The organism is Roseovarius sp., from assembly GCF_040219995.1.
Taxonomy (GTDB): domain Bacteria; phylum Pseudomonadota; class Alphaproteobacteria; order Rhodobacterales; family Rhodobacteraceae; genus Roseovarius.
Genome location: NZ_JAVJUC010000001.1, coordinates 1 through 17,737 on the forward strand (window position 1 = coordinate 1; position 17,737 = coordinate 17,737).

Annotated in this window: 13 protein-coding genes and 1 tRNA gene; 1 reads left to right on the forward strand and 13 read right to left on the reverse strand. The window is 62.9% G+C overall.

All coding sequences use genetic code 11. The features are described from left to right. A partial coding sequence (locus RID11_RS00005) for an ABC transporter ATP-binding protein (RefSeq protein WP_350134603.1) occupies window positions 1-1,491 on the forward strand: 1,491 nt, incomplete at its 5' end. A 193-nt stretch (window positions 1,492-1,684) separates the two neighbouring features. On the opposite strand, the gene rpoC is transcribed toward RID11_RS00005, so the two are convergent. The 13 genes from rpoC to RID11_RS00070 form a co-directional block, all read right to left on the reverse strand. Then, a complete protein-coding gene (gene rpoC / locus RID11_RS00010) occupies window positions 1,685-5,932 on the reverse strand; it encodes a DNA-directed RNA polymerase subunit beta' (RefSeq protein WP_350134606.1) in 4,248 nt (1,415 codons plus the stop codon). 98 nt (window positions 5,933-6,030) lie between these two features. Beyond that, window positions 6,031-10,167: a DNA-directed RNA polymerase subunit beta gene (rpoB, locus tag RID11_RS00015; RefSeq protein WP_350134609.1), complete on the reverse strand. Its 4,137-nt coding sequence runs from the start codon at window positions 10,165-10,167 to the stop codon at window positions 6,031-6,033. Window positions 10,168-10,406: 239 nt separating this feature from the next. Continuing rightward, window positions 10,407-10,784, reverse strand: coding sequence for a 50S ribosomal protein L7/L12 (gene rplL, locus RID11_RS00020; RefSeq protein WP_050663726.1), 378 nt, complete (start codon window positions 10,782-10,784; stop codon window positions 10,407-10,409). Window positions 10,785-10,858: 74 nt separating this feature from the next. Beyond that, entirely contained in the window at window positions 10,859-11,377 is a 519-nt protein-coding gene (gene rplJ, locus RID11_RS00025; RefSeq protein ID WP_050663727.1) for a 50S ribosomal protein L10, read from the reverse strand. A gap of 255 nt (window positions 11,378-11,632) precedes the next feature. Further along, a complete protein-coding gene (gene rplA / locus RID11_RS00030) occupies window positions 11,633-12,331 on the reverse strand; it encodes a 50S ribosomal protein L1 (RefSeq protein ID WP_350134614.1) in 699 nt (232 codons plus the stop codon). Window position 12,332: 1 nt separating this feature from the next. Continuing rightward, the gene (gene rplK, locus RID11_RS00035) at window positions 12,333-12,758 is read right to left on the reverse strand and encodes a 50S ribosomal protein L11 (RefSeq protein ID WP_050663729.1); all 426 of its coding nucleotides are present in this window, start codon (window positions 12,756-12,758) and stop codon (window positions 12,333-12,335) included. Window positions 12,759-12,866: 108 nt separating this feature from the next. Then, window positions 12,867-13,400: a transcription termination/antitermination protein NusG gene (gene nusG / locus RID11_RS00040; RefSeq protein WP_050663730.1), complete on the reverse strand. Its 534-nt coding sequence runs from the start codon at window positions 13,398-13,400 to the stop codon at window positions 12,867-12,869. Window positions 13,401-13,591: 191 nt separating this feature from the next. Continuing rightward, window positions 13,592-13,789, reverse strand: a complete 198-nt coding sequence (gene secE, locus RID11_RS00045) for a preprotein translocase subunit SecE (RefSeq protein ID WP_050663731.1) — start codon at window positions 13,787-13,789, stop codon at window positions 13,592-13,594. An 88-nt stretch (window positions 13,790-13,877) separates the two neighbouring features. Continuing rightward, the gene (locus tag RID11_RS00050; RefSeq protein ID WP_350134619.1) at window positions 13,878-14,486 is read right to left on the reverse strand and encodes a hypothetical protein; all 609 of its coding nucleotides are present in this window, start codon (window positions 14,484-14,486) and stop codon (window positions 13,878-13,880) included. 297 nt (window positions 14,487-14,783) lie between these two features. After that, window positions 14,784-14,859: transfer RNA gene (locus tag RID11_RS00055), tRNA-Trp, on the reverse strand. A gap of 141 nt (window positions 14,860-15,000) precedes the next feature. After that, window positions 15,001-16,239 (reverse strand): CoA transferase, encoded by a 1,239-nt coding sequence (locus tag RID11_RS00060; protein WP_350134621.1) that lies wholly within the window; start codon window positions 16,237-16,239, stop codon window positions 15,001-15,003. Then, window positions 16,236-17,090 carry an HTD2 family dehydratase gene (locus RID11_RS00065; protein WP_350134624.1) on the reverse strand — a complete coding sequence of 285 codons (855 nt, stop codon included), beginning with the start codon at window positions 17,088-17,090 and terminating at the stop codon, window positions 16,236-16,238. Before RID11_RS00065 ends, RID11_RS00060 begins: the two co-directional genes overlap by 4 nt. 504 nt (window positions 17,091-17,594) lie before the next feature. Further along, a partial coding sequence (locus RID11_RS00070; protein WP_502949321.1) for an EF-Tu C-terminal domain-related protein occupies window positions 17,595-17,737 on the reverse strand: 143 nt, incomplete at its 5' end.

Genomic DNA, 17,737 nt, shown 5'->3' on the forward strand with positions numbered 1-17,737 from the left:
CCCACCACCGGCCTCGATGTCACCACACAGGCGCATATCCTCGAATTGCTGCGCGATCTGGCCCGCGCGCGCAAAATGGCGATGGTCTATGTCAGCCACGATCTGGGCGTGATCGCGCGGGTCTGCGACCGGGTACAGGTGCTTTATGCCGGCGAGACAGTGCTTGAGGGACCAACCCGCGCGGTGCTGCGCGACCCGGCGCACCCCTATGCGCGCGGGCTTCTGGCCTCGATCCCGCGCCTTGGTCAACGTGACCTGCCACGCGCCCTCGATGGCCGCCCGCCGGGGCCGGGCGAGCCGCGCGAGGGTTGCGCCTTTGCGCCGCGCTGCGCGCTGGCCACCGAGGACTGCCGCGCCGCCACCCCGCCGATGATCGCAGGAGGCGCGGATCAGATGACCCGTTGTCTGTATCCCGACCGGGTGGATGAAATCACCGGGGATCAGGCGGGCACCTCGCCGCATGGCTGCGCCGAGCGCAGCCCCTGCGCGCTCGATCTGGCGGGGGTGTCGATCCGCTACGACCGGCCCGGGCTGCTCGACCGGCTGCGCCGCGCGGCGCGCCCGCCTGCCACGGTGGACGGAATCGACCTGCATCTGCGGCAGGGCGAGACGATCGGCCTTGTCGGCGAGTCGGGCAGCGGCAAATCGACCATCCTCAAGGCGATTGCCGGGCTGTTGCCGCCCGCAGCAGGCCAGATCACGCTTGGCGACGGCACCCCCCTGCCCGCTGCCGTCGAGGCGCGCCGCCCCGATCAGCTGCGCCGCATCCAGATGATTTTCCAGAATCCCGATGACAGCCTCAATCCGCGCCAGTCCGTGGCTGAGATCTTGGCGCAACCGCTACGGCTCTATTTCGGGTTGACCGACAAGGCGCTGCGCGCGCGCGCGGTGGAATTGCTCGACACAGTGCGCCTCGGCGCGCCTTACCTCGACCGCCGTCCCGGTCAGCTCTCGGGCGGCGAGAAACAGCGCGTGGCGGTGGCGCGCGCCTTTGCCGCCGGACCCGAGATCGTGCTCTGCGACGAGATCACCTCGGCGCTCGATGTCTCGGTGCAGGCCGCCGTGCTCGACCTGCTCAACGATCTCAAGGCGGCGCACAAGACCGCCTTTGTCTTTGTCAGCCATGACCTGACGGTGGTGCGCGCGCTGTCGGACCGGGTGGCGGTGCTCTACCAAGGGCGGATCTGCGAATTCGGCCCCGCGTCGGCGGTCTATGGCAGCCCTTCACATCCCTATACGTCGGTGCTGCTCAACGCCGTGCTGACGCCCGACCCCGATCACGCGCCGCGGCTGACGGCCGAGGATGTGGCGGAACTGTCCCCACCCGCGCGGGGCTGCCCGTTCCAGCGGCGCTGCCCGGTGAAATGCGGGGACATCTGCGACACCGATGCGCCACCGGCGCGAGAGGCCGGTGACGGCCATGTCATCCGCTGCCACATCCCGCTCGATGAGCTATGTGCGAGACAGACGGGCGAAGCCCCGAAATCTTGAAAAGATTTCGGTCCGCTTTCATTGAATGAAAGCGGCACCCCACCAATGCAGTCGGGTTGAACATTGTTGCGTCCTCGTGCTGCGACATCGCGGCCTGCGTGGCTTCAGAACCGAGCAGTCCGCTTGAACGTCCTGACATGAAAAAAGCCCGGCCAGATGGCCGGGCTTTTCCTGCTTTTCCGTCACGAGACGATCAATCGTCGCGGCTCTCCGGCGTCTCGACGAAATTGTCGAACTCGTCGCCGCCGACCACATCGTCCTCCATCACCGGTGCGGCCAGTGCAGCCGCTGCGGCGGCCTCTTCCTGACGCGCCTCGATGACGACGTTGTCACGCGACTGCGCGATGCGGCGCATCTCCTGCGTGGCACGGCCCGTGCCCGCCGGGATCAGGCGACCCACGATGACGTTTTCCTTGAGGCCCACCAACTTGTCGCGCTTGCCCTGCACCGAGGCTTCGGTCAGCACGCGGGTGGTCTCCTGGAACGACGCCGCCGAGATGAAGCTGCGGGTCTGCAACGACGCCTTGGTGATGCCCAGCAGGATCGGCTCGCCCTTGGCGGGACGTCCGCCCTTGGCAACCGCCTTTTCGCAGGCTTCGTCGAACTCGATCTTGTCGACATGCTCGCCCTTCAGCAGGGTCGTGTCGCCGCTGTCCTGGATCTCCCACTTCTGGAGCATCTGGCGCACGATGACCTCGATGTGCTTGTCGTTGATCTTCACGCCTTGCAGGCGATAGACCTCCTGCACCTCGTCGATCATGTAGTTGGCCAGCGCCTCGACACCCATGATGCCAAGGATGTCATGCGGCGCGGGGTTGCCGTCCATGATGTAATCGCCCTTCTGGACATAGTCACCTTCCTGAACGGGAATGTGCTTGCCCTTGGGGACCATGTATTCGACGGGCTCCAGACTGTCATCGGCAGGCTCGATCGAAATGCGGCGCTTGTTCTTGTAGTCGCGCCCATACCGAACATAGCCGTCGATTTCCGCGATGATGGCGTGATCCTTGGGGCGGCGCGCCTCAAAGAGTTCGGCCACACGCGGCAGACCGCCGGTGATGTCCTTGGTCTTGCCGCCCTCGCGCGGAATGCGCGCCACGACGTCACCCGCCTGAACCTGCTGGCCTTCTTCGACCGACAGGATGGCATCGACGGACATCGGATAGGTCACCGGGTTGCCCGCGTCGTTGCGCATCGGCTCGCCATCCTCGCCCACGATGAAGATCTCGGGCTTGAGCTCGTTACCGCGCGGTGCAGCACGCCAGTCGGTCACGATCTTCTGAGTCATGCCGGTGGCCTCGTCGGTCACATCGCGGACAGAGACGCCCGAGGTGAGATCGACGAATTTCGCCATACCGGATTTCTCGGCAAGGATCGGCAGGGTGTAGGGGTCCCACTCGAACAGCTTCTGACCGCGCACGACCTTGTCGCCTTCCTTGACGAAGAGCTTGGTGCCGTAGCCCACCTTGTGGCTGGCCAGTTCGACGCCCTTGTCGCCAAGGATCCGGATCTTCATGTTCCGGCCCATGACCAGCATCTCACCGCTCGAGTTCTCCAGCGTCTGGGGCTGCTCATATTCGATCACCCCTTCCTGGCTCGCTTCGAGGAAGGACTGCTGACCACCCTGTGCCACGCCGCCGATGTGGAAGGTCCGCATCGTCAGCTGCGTGCCCGGCTCGCCGATCGACTGCGCGGCGATGATGCCGACAGCCTCGCCGATATTGACCATCGTGCCGCGTGCAAGATCACGGCCATAGCACATCGCACAGACACCATCCTCGGCCTCACAGGTCAGCGGCGAGCGCAGGCGCACCGTCTGCACTGCGGCCTCTTCGAGCGAGTCGGCCATGCGCTCGTCGATGAGGTCGCCCTTGGAGGCAAGCACCCGGTCGCTCAGCGGATCGACGATGTCCTCGGCGACCACGCGGCCAAGGCAACGCTCGGCTAGTGAGGCCACGATCTCGCCGTCATTCACCGCCGCCTCGACGGTGACCGCGCGCTCGGTGCCGCAGTCATGCTCACGCACGATGCAGTCCTGTGCCACGTCCACCAGACGCCGGGTAAGGTACCCCGAGTTCGCAGTTTTCAGAGCCGTGTCCGACAAGCCCTTGCGGGCACCGTGGGTCGAGTTGAAGTATTCAAGAACGGTCAGACCTTCCTTGAAGTTCGAGATGATCGGCGTCTCGATGATGTCGCCGTTCGGCTTGGCCATCAGGCCGCGCATGCCGCCCAGCTGTTTCATCTGCGTGACCGAGCCACGGGCACCGGAGTGCGCCATCATGTAGACCGAGTTCGGCTCCATCACGGCACCGGCCTCGTCCCGACGCTCGGCCGAGATCGAGCCCATCATCGCTTCGGTGACCTCGTCGTTACACTTCGACCAGGCATCGACGACCTTGTTGTATTTCTCACCCTGGGTGATCAGGCCATCCATATATTGCTGCTCGAAGCCTTTGACGTTCGTGCGGGTCTCTTCGACGATGGTCCATTTGCCATCGGGGATCACCATGTCGTCCTTGCCAAAGGAAATCCCGGCCTTGAACGCCTCGCGGAAGCCAAGGGTCATGATCTGGTCGCAGAAGATGACCGATTCCTTCTGACCGCAATAGCGGTAGACGGTGTCGATCACCTGCTGCACCTCTTTCTTGCGCAGCAGACGGTTGACCAGATGGAACGGGGCCTTGGCGTTCTGCGGCAGCAGTGCGCCAAGCCGGGCACGGCCCGGCGTGGTTTCCACCCGCACCATCACTTCGTCGCCATGCTCGTCGATCTGCGGCACGCGCACGGTAATCCGCGCGTGCAGATGCACCTCACCCGCGTCGAGCGCGTGCTGCACCTCGTCAAGCGACGAGAAGATCATGCCTTCGCCCTGCATGCCTTCGCGCATCAGCGTGACATAGTAGAGGCCAAGGATCATGTCCTGCGACGGCACGATGATCGGTGCACCATTGGCAGGGCTGAGAACGTTGTTGGTCGACATCATCAGCACCCGGGCCTCAAGCTGAGCCTCAAGCGAGAGCGGCACGTGCACGGCCATCTGGTCGCCGTCGAAATCGGCGTTGAAGGCGGCACAGACCAGCGGGTGAAGCTGGATCGCCTTGCCTTCGATCAGCGTGGGTTCAAACGCCTGAATGCCAAGACGGTGCAGCGTCGGCGCCCGGTTGAGCATCACGGGATGCTCACGGATCACCTCGTCGAGGATGTCCCACACCTCGGGGCGCTCTTTCTCGACCAGCTTTTTCGCCTGTTTCACGGTGCTGCTCAGGCCCTTGGCCTCGAGCCGCGAGTAGATGAACGGCTTGAACAGTTCCAGCGCCATCTTCTTGGGCAACCCGCATTGATGCAGTTTCAGTTCGGGGCCGGTCACAATGACCGAGCGGCCCGAGAAATCGACGCGCTTGCCCAGAAGGTTCTGGCGGAAGCGGCCCTGCTTGCCCTTGAGCATGTCCGACAGCGACTTGAGCGGGCGCTTGTTGGCACCGGTGATGACCCGGCCGCGACGACCGTTGTCAAACAGCGCATCGACCGATTCCTGCAACATCCGCTTTTCGTTGCGCACGATGATATCGGGCGCGCGCAGCTCGATCAGCCGCTTGAGACGGTTGTTGCGGTTGATCACCCGGCGATAGAGGTCGTTGAGATCAGAGGTGGCGAAACGACCACCATCAAGCGGCACCAGCGGGCGCAGTTCCGGCGGGATGACCGGCAGCACCGTCATCACCATCCATTCCGGGCGGTTGCCGGACTCAAGGAAGGATTCAACCACCTTGAGGCGCTTGATGATTTTCTTGGGCTTCAGCTCGCCGGTGGCTTCCTTGAGATCGGCGCGCAGGGTCTCGGCCTCGTTCTCGAGGTCGATATTGGCCAGCATCTCGCGGATCGCCTCGGCACCGATATTGGCGGTGAAGGCGTCCATGCCGTACGCGTCCTGCGCGTCCATGAACTCTTCTTCCGAGAGCATCTGGCCATAGGTCAGGTCGGTGAGACCGGGCTCGATCACCACGTAATTCTCGAAATAGAGCACCCGCTCCAGATCGCGCAGCGTCATGTCGAGCATGAGACCGATGCGGCTTGGCAGCGATTTCAGGAACCAGATATGCGCACAGGGTGCGGCCAGCTCAATATGGCCCATCCGCTCGCGGCGGACCTTTTGCAGCGTCACCTCGACGCCGCATTTCTCGCAGACGACACCGCGATACTTCATGCGCTTGTACTTGCCGCAGAGGCATTCGTAATCCTTGATCGGGCCAAAGATACGCGCGCAGAACAGGCCGTCACGCTCGGGCTTGAACGTGCGGTAGTTGATGGTCTCGGGCTTCTTGATCTCGCCGTAAGACCACGACAGGATCCGCTCGGGGCTCGCCAGAGAGACCTTGATTTCGTCGAACACCTTGGCAGGGGCCACGGGGTTGAACGGGTTGTTTGTGAGTTCCTGGTTCATTTTCAAATCCTTAGAGGCTGGCGGTGAGGTGAGGGACAACGCCGTTTTCTTGCAAAGAAAACGGACCGGACCCTTTGAAAGGGTCCGGCGCGTTGCGCTTACTCATCCTCCTCCGCATCCAGGAGTTCCATGTTGAGGCCGAGGCCGCGCACTTCCTTGACGAGGACGTTGAACGATTCCGGAATACCGGCCTCGAAATTGTCCTCGCCCTTGACGATGCTCTCATAGACCTTGGTCCGGCCCGCCACGTCGTCCGACTTGACGGTCAGCATCTCCTGCAAGGTGTAGGCGGCGCCATAGGCTTCGAGCGCCCAGACTTCCATCTCACCAAAGCGCTGACCACCGAACTGCGCCTTGCCGCCCAGGGGCTGCTGCGTGACGAGGCTGTAAGGCCCGGTCGAGCGCGCGTGGATCTTGTCGTCCACCAGGTGGTGCAGCTTGAGCAGGTACTTGATGCCCACTGTCACCGGACGCGAGAACTGTTCGCCCGTGCGCCCGTCAAAGAGCACCGACTGACCGCTCTGGTCAAAGCCCGCACGCGTGAGCGCGTCGTTCACGTCGCCCTCTTTCGCGCCGTCAAAGACCGGGGTGGCAATCGGCACGCCGTTGGTGACGGTGCCCGCGGATTCGATCAGCGTCTGCTCGTCCATGCCTTCGATGCCCTCTTCGTAGACATCGTCGCCATAGGCGATGCGCATCGCTTCGCGGACCGGGGTCAGATCACCGGAACGGCGATACTCCTGCAGCGCCTCGTCGATCTTGAGACCCAGACCGCGCGCGGCCCAGCCCATGTGCGTCTCGAGAATCTGCCCCACGTTCATGCGCGACGGCACACCCAGCGGGTTAAGGCACAGATCGACCGGGGTGCCGTCCGCGAGGAACGGCATGTCCTCGATCGGGATCACCTTGGAGATCACACCCTTGTTGCCGTGACGCCCGGCCATCTTGTCGCCCGGCTGAAGCTTGCGCTTCACGGCGATGAAGACCTTGACCATCTTCATCACACCCGGCGGCAGGTCGTCGCCGCGGCGGACCTTCTCGACCTTGTCCTCGAAACGGGCATCGAGCGTGCGCTTCTGCGCCTCGTATTGCTCGTGCAGCGCCTCGACGATCTTGGCGTCGGCCTCGTCCTTGAGGGCCAACTGCCACCACTGACCTTTTGTCAGGGTGCTCAGCAACTCCTCGGTGATGTCCGAGTTGGCCTTGACGCCCTTGGGCCCCTTGACCGCGATCTTGCCGAGGATCAGCGTTTTCAGACGCGCATAGATGTTGCGGTCGAGGATCGCCAATTCGTCGTCACGGTCACGTGCCAGACGCTCGACCTCTTCGCGCTCGATCTGCAGCGCGCGCTCGTCCTTTTCCACACCGTGGCGGTTGAACACGCGAACCTCGACCACGGTGCCGAAATCACCCGGCTTGACGCGCAGGGACGTGTCGCGCACGTCGCTCGCCTTCTCGCCAAAGATCGCGCGCAGGAGTTTTTCCTCCGGCGTCATCGGGCTTTCGCCCTTCGGGGTGATCTTTCCCACCAGGATATCGCCCGGCTCCACATCGGCACCGATATAGACGATGCCCGCCTCGTCGAGGTTGCGCAGCGCCTCTTCACCGACGTTGGGAATGTCGCGGGTGATCTCTTCCGGCCCCAGCTTGGTATCGCGGGCGGCGACCTCGAATTCCTCGATATGGATCGAGGTAAAGACGTCGTCGCGCACGATCCGCTCGGAGATCAGGATCGAGTCCTCGTAGTTGTAGCCGTTCCACGGCATGAAGGCCGTGATCACGTTCTTGCCGAGCGCCAGTTCGCCCATGTCGGTGCAGGGGCCATCGGCGATGACCTCGCCCTTCTGGACGGTGTCACCCACCTTGACCAGCGGCTGCTGGTTGATGCAGCTGTTCTGGTTCGAGCGCTGGAACTTGCGCATGCGATAGATATCCACACCCGGATCGCCGATTTCGAGATCGGCGGTGGCGCGCACAACGATCCGCTGTGCATCGACCTGGTCGATCACACCGGCGCGTTTGGCCATGATCGCAGCCCCCGAATCGCGGGCCACGACACCCTCGATCCCGGTGCCCACCAGCGGGGCCTCGGCGCGCAACGTCGGCACCGCCTGACGCTGCATGTTCGAGCCCATGAGCGCGCGGTTGGCGTCGTCGTTTTCCAGGAACGGAATAAGCGAGGCCGCAACCGAGACCAGCTGCTTGGGGCTGACGTCGATCAGGTCCACATGCTCGCGCGGGGCCAGCATATATTCGCCCGACTGACGGGTCGACACCAGGTCGTTGACGAACTTGCCCGCGTCATCGAGATTGGCGTTGGCCTGCGCCACGGTGTGGCGCATTTCCTCGGTGGCGGACATGTATTGCACTTCGTCGGTAACCTGCCCGTCCACAACCTTGCGATAGGGGGTTTCGATAAAGCCGTACTTGTTCACCCGCGCAAAGGTGGCGAGCGAGTTGATCAGGCCGATGTTCGGGCCTTCCGGCGTCTCGATCGGGCACATCCGGCCATAGTGGGTCGGATGCACGTCGCGCACCTCAAAGCCCGCACGCTCGCGGGTCAGACCGCCCGGCCCGAGTGCCGAAAGACGACGCTTGTGCGTCACTTCCGAGAGCGGGTTGGTCTGGTCCATGAACTGCGACAGTTGGCTGGAGCCGAAGAACTCACGCACAGCGGCAGCGGCAGGCTTGGCGTTGATCAGATCCTGCGGCATCACGGTGTCGATCTCGACACTGCTCATCCGCTCCTTGATCGCGCGCTCCATCCGCAGCAGACCGACGCGATACTGATTTTCCATCAGCTCACCGACCGAGCGCACCCGGCGATTGCCGAGGTGGTCGATGTCGTCGATATCGCCCTTGCCGTCACGCAGCTCGACCAGTGCCTTGACGCAAGCCACGATATCCTCGCGGTCGAGCGTGCGCTGCGTGTCGGGCTTGTCGAGGTTGAGGCGCATGTTCATCTTGACCCGGCCAACAGCCGACAGGTCATACCGCTCTGCGTCGAAGAACAGCGTCTCGAAGAGCGCCGCCGAGGCCTCTTCGGTGGGCGGCTCGCCGGGGCGCATCACGCGGTAAATATCCATGAGCGCGGTCTCGCGGTTCATGTTCTTGTCCGCCGCCATCGTGTTGCGGATATAGGGGCCAACGTTGATCCCGTCGATATCCAGCACCGGAATGTCGGTGATCCCGGCATCGAGCAGCGCCTGCAAGGTGCCACCGGTGATCTCGCCAGCCTTGTCGTATTCCAGCGTCAGCTCATCGCCCGCCTCGACATGGATCGCGCCGGTTTCCTCGTCGATGATGTCGCGCGCCACGAACTTGCCGACGATATGCTCGAACGGCACCAGAAGCTCGGTAACCTTGCCCTCGTCGATCAGTTGCTTGACCGCGCGGGGGGTGATCTTCTTGCTTGCCTCGAAGATCACTTCGCCGGTCTTGGCGTCGATCAGGTCATAGGTCGGACGGGTGCCGCGCACCCGCTCGGGGAAGAACTTGGTGACCCAGCCCTTTTTCTTCTTCAGCTTGAAATCGACCGTGTCGTAATAGGCATTCATGATGCCTTCCTGATCGAGGCCGAGCGCATAGAGCAGCGTCGTCACCGGCAGCTTGCGGCGGCGGTCGATGCGGGCAAAGACGACATCCTTGGCGTCGAATTCGAAATCGAGCCAGGAGCCGCGATAGGGAATGATGCGGCAGGTGAACAGCAGCTTGCCCGAGGAATGGGTCTTGCCCTTGTCATGGTCGAAAAACACGCCCGGAGAGCGGTGCATCTGGGACACGACCACGCGCTCGGTGCCGTTGACCACGAAAGTGCCGTTATGCGTCATCAGGGGCATATCCCCCATGAACACGTCCTGTTCCTTGATATCCTTCACAGATTTCGCGCCGGTATCTTCGTCGACATCGAACACGATCAGGCGCAGCTTGACCTTCAGCGGCGCGCTGTAGGTCATGTCACGCTGCATGCATTCCTCAACGTCGTATTTCGGCTTTTCCAGATCGTAGCTGACGAATTCCAGCACGCTGGTCTCGTTGAAATCCTTGATCGGAAAGACGGATTGGAACACGCCCTTGATCCCCTCGCCGTCGAGCGGCTGGGGCTCGTCGCCGGATTTCAGGAACAGGTCATACGAGGATTTCTGAACCTCGATGAGGTTCGGCATCTCCAGCACTTCGCGGATCTTGCCGTAATATTTGCGCAAACGTTTCTGGCCAAGGTAGGATTGAGCCATGGTCGATGTCACCTTTCATTTCTCACCGGTCGCGCGCGCTGTCGGGGCTCAGCGCCGCGGCCATCCGAGAGGGCTTGGTTCGATCAATTCCCGGCCATCGTCCCAATGACGGCCTCCCGATCCTGTAAACCTCGCCTTAGAAAAGCCCCGAACCGCGCAGGGCCTCTCTGAGACAGGTTTGGCCGGGCCCGGAATTCCGGGCCCAGCCTTAAATTCGCTCCGGGACACCCCGGCGCAAATTACTTGAGTTCGACTTCGGCGCCAGCTGCTTCCAGCTTGCCCTTGATCTCGTCGGCTTCGTCCTTGGAGACCTGCTCCTTGACGGCCTTGCCACCGGCCTCGACGAGGTCCTTGGCTTCTTTCAGGCCCAGACCGGTGATCGCGCGAACTTCCTTGATCACGTTAATCTTCGATGCGCCTGCGGATTTCAGGATCACGTCGAATTCGGTCTGCTCTTCAGCAGCCTCGCCGGCGTCGCCAGCAGGGCCCGCCATCATGACCGCGCCACCGGCTGCGGGCTCGATGCCGTACTCGTCTTTCAGGATGGTTTTCAGTTCTTGTGCTTCGAGAAGCGTCAGACCAACGATCTCTTCAGCCAGTTTTTTCAGATCAGCCATTTTTCAGCTCTTTCCGTTCTCTAGATGTGTTCCAACGTCGGGAAGTAAACCCTACGCGAATGTTACAGTATGCCTTACGCGGCTTCGGCCTTCTCTTCGATGGTCGAAAGGATGCTCGCGATATTCGAAGCAGGTGCGCCAATGGCCCCCGCGATGTTCGAAGCAGGTGCGCCGATCATGCCTGCAATCGTCGCGATGAGTTCATCGCGCGACGGCAGTTTCGACGTAGCTTCAACACCGGCACGGTCCAGTGCCGTCTCGCCCATTGCCCCACCAAGGATTTCAAACTTCTTGTTGTCCTTGGCAAAGCCCTCCGCGACCTTGGCTGCTGCCACAGGGTCTTCGGAGAAGGTGAGTACGGTCATACCCGAGAGGTAGTCTGCAATGCTTGCGCACGGCTTGCCCTCAAGGGCGATCTTGGCGAGCCTGTTCTTTGCAACACGAACTGATGCCTCTGCCGCACGGGCGCGGGCACGCAGATCCTGCATTTCGGCAACTGTAAGACCCGTGTAGTGGGCAACCACTACGACGCCAGAGCTTTCGAAGATCTGGCCGAGTTCCTCGACCACTTTCTCTTTCTGGGCTCTATCCACAGTTTCACTCCAAATTTGGGGGTCTCCCCCCGGCTCAGTTGTGCCACCCCTTGCGGGGCAGCGTTCGGGTCCAATGTCAGGGTCCCGAGGCCAAGATCACCCGAGGGCATATGCCCTGGCTGGAAATCTCATCTCGTTCCCCATCTCAGGAAGGAATTATTCAACGCGGCTGCGATGAACCCTCCGTCTCGGACAGGACAGGGCCGATTGTGGCCCCGCCATTCGCGCCGGGGTCGAAACCCCGGACGCAAATTCTTATTCGACAGCGGCGCTGCTGACGTCGATCGACACGCCTGCACCCATGGTCGAGGTCAGGCTGATCTTCTTGACATAGGTGCCTTTTGCGCCCGCAGGCTTCGCCTTCTGCACGGCAGAGACGAAAGCACGGACATTTTCGGCCAGCTTTTCGGCATCGAACGACGCCTTGCCGACACCGGCATGCACGACACCGGCCTTCTCGGCCTTGAACTGCACCTGGCCGCCCTTGGCATCCTTGACCGCCTGCGCCACGTCCATCGTCACAGTGCCGACCTTGGGGTTCGGCATCAGGTTGCGCGGGCCCAGAACCTTGCCCAACCGGCCCACGACGGGCATCATGTCAGGCGTGGCAATGCAGCGATCAAACTCGATCTTGCCGCCCTGCACGGTTTCCATCAGGTCTTCTGCACCGACGATGTCGGCACCCGCCGCCTCAGCCTCTTCAGCCTTGGCACCACGGGCAAAGACAGCGACGCGCACGGTCTTGCCGGTGCCGTTGGGCAGGCCGACGACGCCGCGCACCATCTGGTCGGCGTGACGCGGGTCAACGCCCAGATTCATCGAGATTTCGACGGTTTCGTCGAATTTCGCGGTGGCGTTGCCCTTGATCAGGGCGACCGCATCCTCGACGCTCATGTTATCCTTGCCAGCCGTTGCTTCACGCAGGGTACGGGTCCGTTTTCCAAGCTTTGCCATCTTACTTCACCTCGATGCCCATGGAGCGCGCGGAGCCGAGGATGATCTTCATCGCAGCTTCGACGTCGTTCGCGTTCAGGTCTTGCCATTTCGCTTCGGCGATCTCGCGCACCTGCTTGGTGCTCACGGTACCGGCAGAGGCGCGGCCCGGGGTCTTGGAACCGGATTGCAGCTTGGCGGCCTTCTTGAGGTAATAGGACGCCGGCGGCGTCTTGATCACCATGTCAAAGGACTTGTCCTGATAATAGGAAATCACGGTCGGGCACGGGGCGCCCGGCTCCATGTCTGCGGTCTTGGCGTTGAACGCCTTGCAGAATTCCATGATGTTGATGCCGCGCTGACCCAATGCGGGGCCGACGGGCGGGCTGGGGTTGGCTTGCCCGGCTTTCACCTGCAGCTTGAGCGTCCCTACGAGTTTCTTGGCCATGTGGCCTCTCCTTTTGGTCCAACACCGTCGGGGCGCGCCCCTTCGGTTCTATTGTTGTGTGGTCCGGTTCGATGGCCGCGGCCACCTCGCCTCCCACGGCTCACATCATCAGGCCTGTTTGGTGACCTGTGTGAATTCCAGTTCGACCGGGGTTTCCCGGCCAAAGATCGACACCGACACCTTCAGGCGCTGGTTGTCCTCATCGACATATTCGACCATGCCGTCGAAGTCCTCGAACGGGCCGTCATTGACCTTGACCTTCTCGCCCACTTCAAAGTGGATGAGCGTGCGCGGGCTTTCCTCGCCCTCCTGCACGCGGCCGAGAATCGACTGCACTTCGGCGTCGCGCATCGGCATCGGGCGGCCTTGCGGGCCCAGAAAGCCAGTGACGCGGTTGATCGAGTTGATCAGGTGATAGCCGCGATCCGACATCTCCATATGCACCAGCACATAGCCGGGCATGAAGCGACGTTCGGCAGTCACCTTCTTGCCACGGCGGATCTCGATCACCTCTTCGGTGGGAACCAGCACCTCGTCAATCTCGTCCTCGAGACTGTTGTCGGTGACGGATTGTCTGATCTGCTCGGCGATCTTCTTCTCGAAATTCGAGAGAACACTGACCGAGTACCACCGCTTTGCCATCGTCGCCCTATGCCCTTGTTTTCACCGGCACCGGGCCGGATTTTCGTATTCTTCCAAGCGGTTGCACCCGCACGCTCTGAAACGAAAAGCGGCGCGCAACCCGAATCGCCGCGCGCCATGTCCAGAAGTGTTGCGTCAACTACCTTTGATCGTTCACGAATTCAAGGCCCGGCAACGAATTAATGAGCCGCTCAGCCAAACAGACCCAGCACGCCCTGCAATCCACTGCGGATGCCCAGATCGACCAGCGCAAAGAAGATCGCAGTCAGCGTCGCCATGATAAACACCATGACCGTTGTCAACAGCACCTCGCGGCGGGTGGGCCAAACCACCTTGGCCACTTCCGAGCGGACCTGCTGAATGAACTGAAGCGGGTTCGTGCGTGCCATCTGCGCTGTCTTCCATGATTTCGCTACTGCGGGCCACATACGCCCGCTGTCCGGCGAATTCAAGGGCCGATGGCCGGCCCCTGAGTGACTAGTGCGGATCGCGTGCGATGCGCTCGAACGGGTCAGGCCGCCCCTCGAACGGGTCGGGTTCCACCTCACGCGCTGCGCGCAGCCTCGTCATGAACCCGCGCAGCCGCCCGATACGGATCTTCGGCATGACAATCTCTGCGTCGCCGCGCAACCGGTCGCGCAGACCGGTCATCCGTTCCGGTCCGAATATGGCAACACCGATAAGCGCAAGACAGAACAAAGCGAAGCCCACGATCAGCACCGCTCTCGGCCAGATCAGCACCGACGCGAAGACCAGCACCCAGGTCACAAATCGCGGATCGGGACGAAACGCCCGGAGCCGTGCCCAGAGTCCGACGCGCGCCTTGGGGGCGGCCTTGGCTTTCTGGGATTTCTTCTTGGAATGTCGCTGAACCGACCGCAGCGGAACCTGTGGCGCGAGATCGGGCAACGTATCAATATTAGCGCGGCGACGATCCTCGTTCATGATCGAATTGATCGTCGCGATCGCATTCTGCACCGCAAGATCGGTCGATGCCGCGTCGGGCGGCGGACGCCCTTCAAATTCCCTGTCAGGATGCGGCGGATATAAGCCGGAGCCCCCGGCCCGACGTAAATCGTATTCCATGGCAATAAAACTCTTCTTTCCACGCCCCCACGCGGATCGACGGCCCGATTCCGGGCGGCATGCGTCGATTAAAGGTGAGGGTGGGGCGCAAATGTGGCCAAATCGTGGCCGACCTGCGGCGAAACCGGGGCAATTCCAATTTTCACCACATTTAAGTTATATTTTGCGCGCATTTTGCGATTTTGGCGCGCACCACTCAACCGTGGCGGGACGCTCAACGTGATCACGGCCCCATCAAGGCGCACCCGAGTCGCGTGGCGGGTGCCATCCGGAACAAACATGCGGCGATCTGGAACATGGCAGGGGCAGCAGGGTTCGAACCCGCGACCTACGGTTTTGGAGACCGTCGCTCTACCAGCTGAGCTATACCCCTAGACTGCGGCGGTGTTATTGATTTTCGACACGGGCGTCAAGCGGGTGCCAGCCACTAATCGCATGTCGGACAAACGGCCTGCCACCTGCGCTCTGGGCCATACTCAAATCCGTCCCATCTTGCGGATGGCCGCCCTTCGGATCACGCCGCCGGGCGCGCCTTGAAACGCGGGCTCTGAACCACGCCGCTGTCGAAAAGCTGCGCGATCTCGGTATCATCAAGCCCCACCACGTCACCCAGCACCGCCTCGGTATCGGCCCCCAATACCGGGGCCGCGCGCGGCGTGCTGCGGCCATGCCCGGAGAACACCGCCGGATGCCCCGGCACCGGAAACTGACCCAGCCCCGGCTGATCGAGCATCTCGAACATCGGGTTCGCCGCGCTCAGGTCGTCATCTTCGGCCAGCGCCTCACGCATGGTGCGAAACACCGACCATGTCAGCCCCGCCGCGTCGAAACGCTCCGCGAATTCACTCACCTCGCGGCTTGCGAACCACGGGCGCAGGATTGCGGTGATCTCGCGGCGCAACTCCCACCGCGCGCCCTCGTCGTTCAGATCGCGCCCCGTGCGTTCGGCCAGCCCCGCCATCGCTGCCTCGGTGCCCGTGGCCTTGACCAGCCCGCGCCATTGCCGGGCTGTCAGGCCGATCACCATCACCCGCCGCCCGCAGGCGCAGACGAAATCCTGACCGTAAGCACCATAGAGCGCATTGCCCGATTTCGCCCGGTCCCGGTCATTGACCACCGCATCGCCGATCATCCCCAGATGCCCCATCACCGCCGCCGCCACATCCTTGAGCGAGAGTTCCACCTCCTGGCCGAACCCGCGTCGCAGCCGGTCCCGTTCGGCGGCCAGCAGTGACGAGACCACCAGTTGCCCCGCCACCAGATCCCAGGCGGGCAGCGCATGTGCCACCGGCTCCGGCCAGCCCACCGGGCCGGTCATCGCGGGCACGCCAAGCGCCGGATTTACCGTGTAATCCACCTGCGGGCGACCCTGCCGGTCGCCCATCAGCGTGACCATGATCAGATCCTCGCGAAACTTGCTCAGCGTCTCGTAATCCATCCAGCCCCGCACCCGCAGATTGGTCAGGAACAGCCCCGCATCCTCGCCCGGCGCGGTCACGATCCGCGTCACAAGCTCCTGCCCCTCGGGGCGGCGCATGTCCACGGCGATGGATTTCTTGCCCTTGTTGAGCCCGGCCCAAAAGAGGCTCTGCCCGCTTGGTGCCAGCGGCCAGCGCCCGGAATCGAGCCCGCCGCCGATCCGGTCGAAGCGGATCACCTCGGCGCCCATCTGCGCCAGCGTCATCCCCGCCAGCGGCACCGCGACAAAGGCCGATCCCTCGACCACGCGCATTCCCTTGAGTATCCCGCTCATACCGTCTCCTCCCATATCGCCGTGGCCTGCATACATTGATGCCCCTCCTGCCCGCTCATCAGCCGCAGCGCGCCGTCGCCCTCCTCGACCGCCATGATCTCGGCCTCGCGGCTGCCGGTCAGCAGCATCGGATGCACTGCCCGAAAATCAAAGAACGCGGGCCTGCGCCCCCGTGCGCGGCACGCCGCCTGCATCAGCCATGTCGCCTGCAACGGCCCGTGCACGACAAGGCCGGGATAATGCTCCACTTCGCTGCAATAGGGCAGGTCATAATGGATGCGATGCGCGTTGAAGGTCAGCGCCGAGTAGCGAAACAAGAGCGCCTCGCTCAGCGGGCGCGCCTCGTGAAGGGCGGCGGCGTCCGGCATCGGTTGTTTCGCGGGAGGTGAAAATGTCTCGGGGATATCGAGATAGACGATGTTCTGCACCTCCTCGATGGCCAGCCCACGCTCGCCAAAGACCTGATGCTCCACCGTCACCAGCACCATCGGTCCGGCACGGCCCTGCTTTTCCTCGATCTTCGCCAGATGCGAGCGTTGCCGCAGGGCCTCACCCACCCGCAACGGCGCGCCAAGCCTGAGCTGCCCGCTCGCCCACATGCGCCGCGACAGGCGCACCGGCGGCAGGAAATCACCCAGCACCGGGTGCCCGTCCCGCGCCAGTTCGGCAAGCGGCGCGGTCGGGTTGAAGGCACACCAGTGCCAAAGCGCGGGCATGTCCTCGCCCTGCCCCGGCGCAGGCTGCCCGGTGACGCCCAGCGTGGCGTGCAATTGCGCCGCCAAGGCGGCGGTGATGCCGCCCTCCCTCACCTGACTGCGCCCCGCCCAGGCTGCGATGTTGAGTGTATCCATATCCCGGTCTCTTCCCTTTGCGCAAAGCCTGCCGAAGATTGGAAAAAAGTCAATAATTCAGTATGTTACCGGAATACCATCGCATGCAGAGCCGACTATGCAGGCGCAGAAACCAGCCCCGCGCATTGAAATACATCACGAATTCGGCCCCCACAGGCCGCACCGTGCCACTGTCGCAGGACCATGCGCGCGTTGATCGCCGCACCTGCGCGGCGCGGCAGATTGCCCCATTGGTGCACCCATAGCCCGAAAACAGGCGGGGCCGCCCCGCAAGGGACGGCCCCGATCCAAGCCAGGTCCGTGAGTGTCTTCTGCCTCAGAAAAGCGCCGGCGCCGTGATCACCAGCCCGATGAACCCGGCCATGGACACCCCCGAGCGCACCATCGGTATGCCCGCGCCATAAATCATCCGGCTCCGCGCAAAGACCTGCGCCCCCTCGGCCCGACCGCCAAAAGAAAAGGGCGCCCCGAAGGACGCCCCTGACAATCACTCTGACCGAAAGATCACTCGATGATCTTGGCGACGACGCCGGCGCCGACGGTGCGGCCGCCTTCGCGGATGGCAAAGCGCAGGCCGTCTTCCATCGCGATCGGCGCGATCAGCTCGACCTCGAACTTGAGGTTGTCGCCGGGCATCACCATCTCCG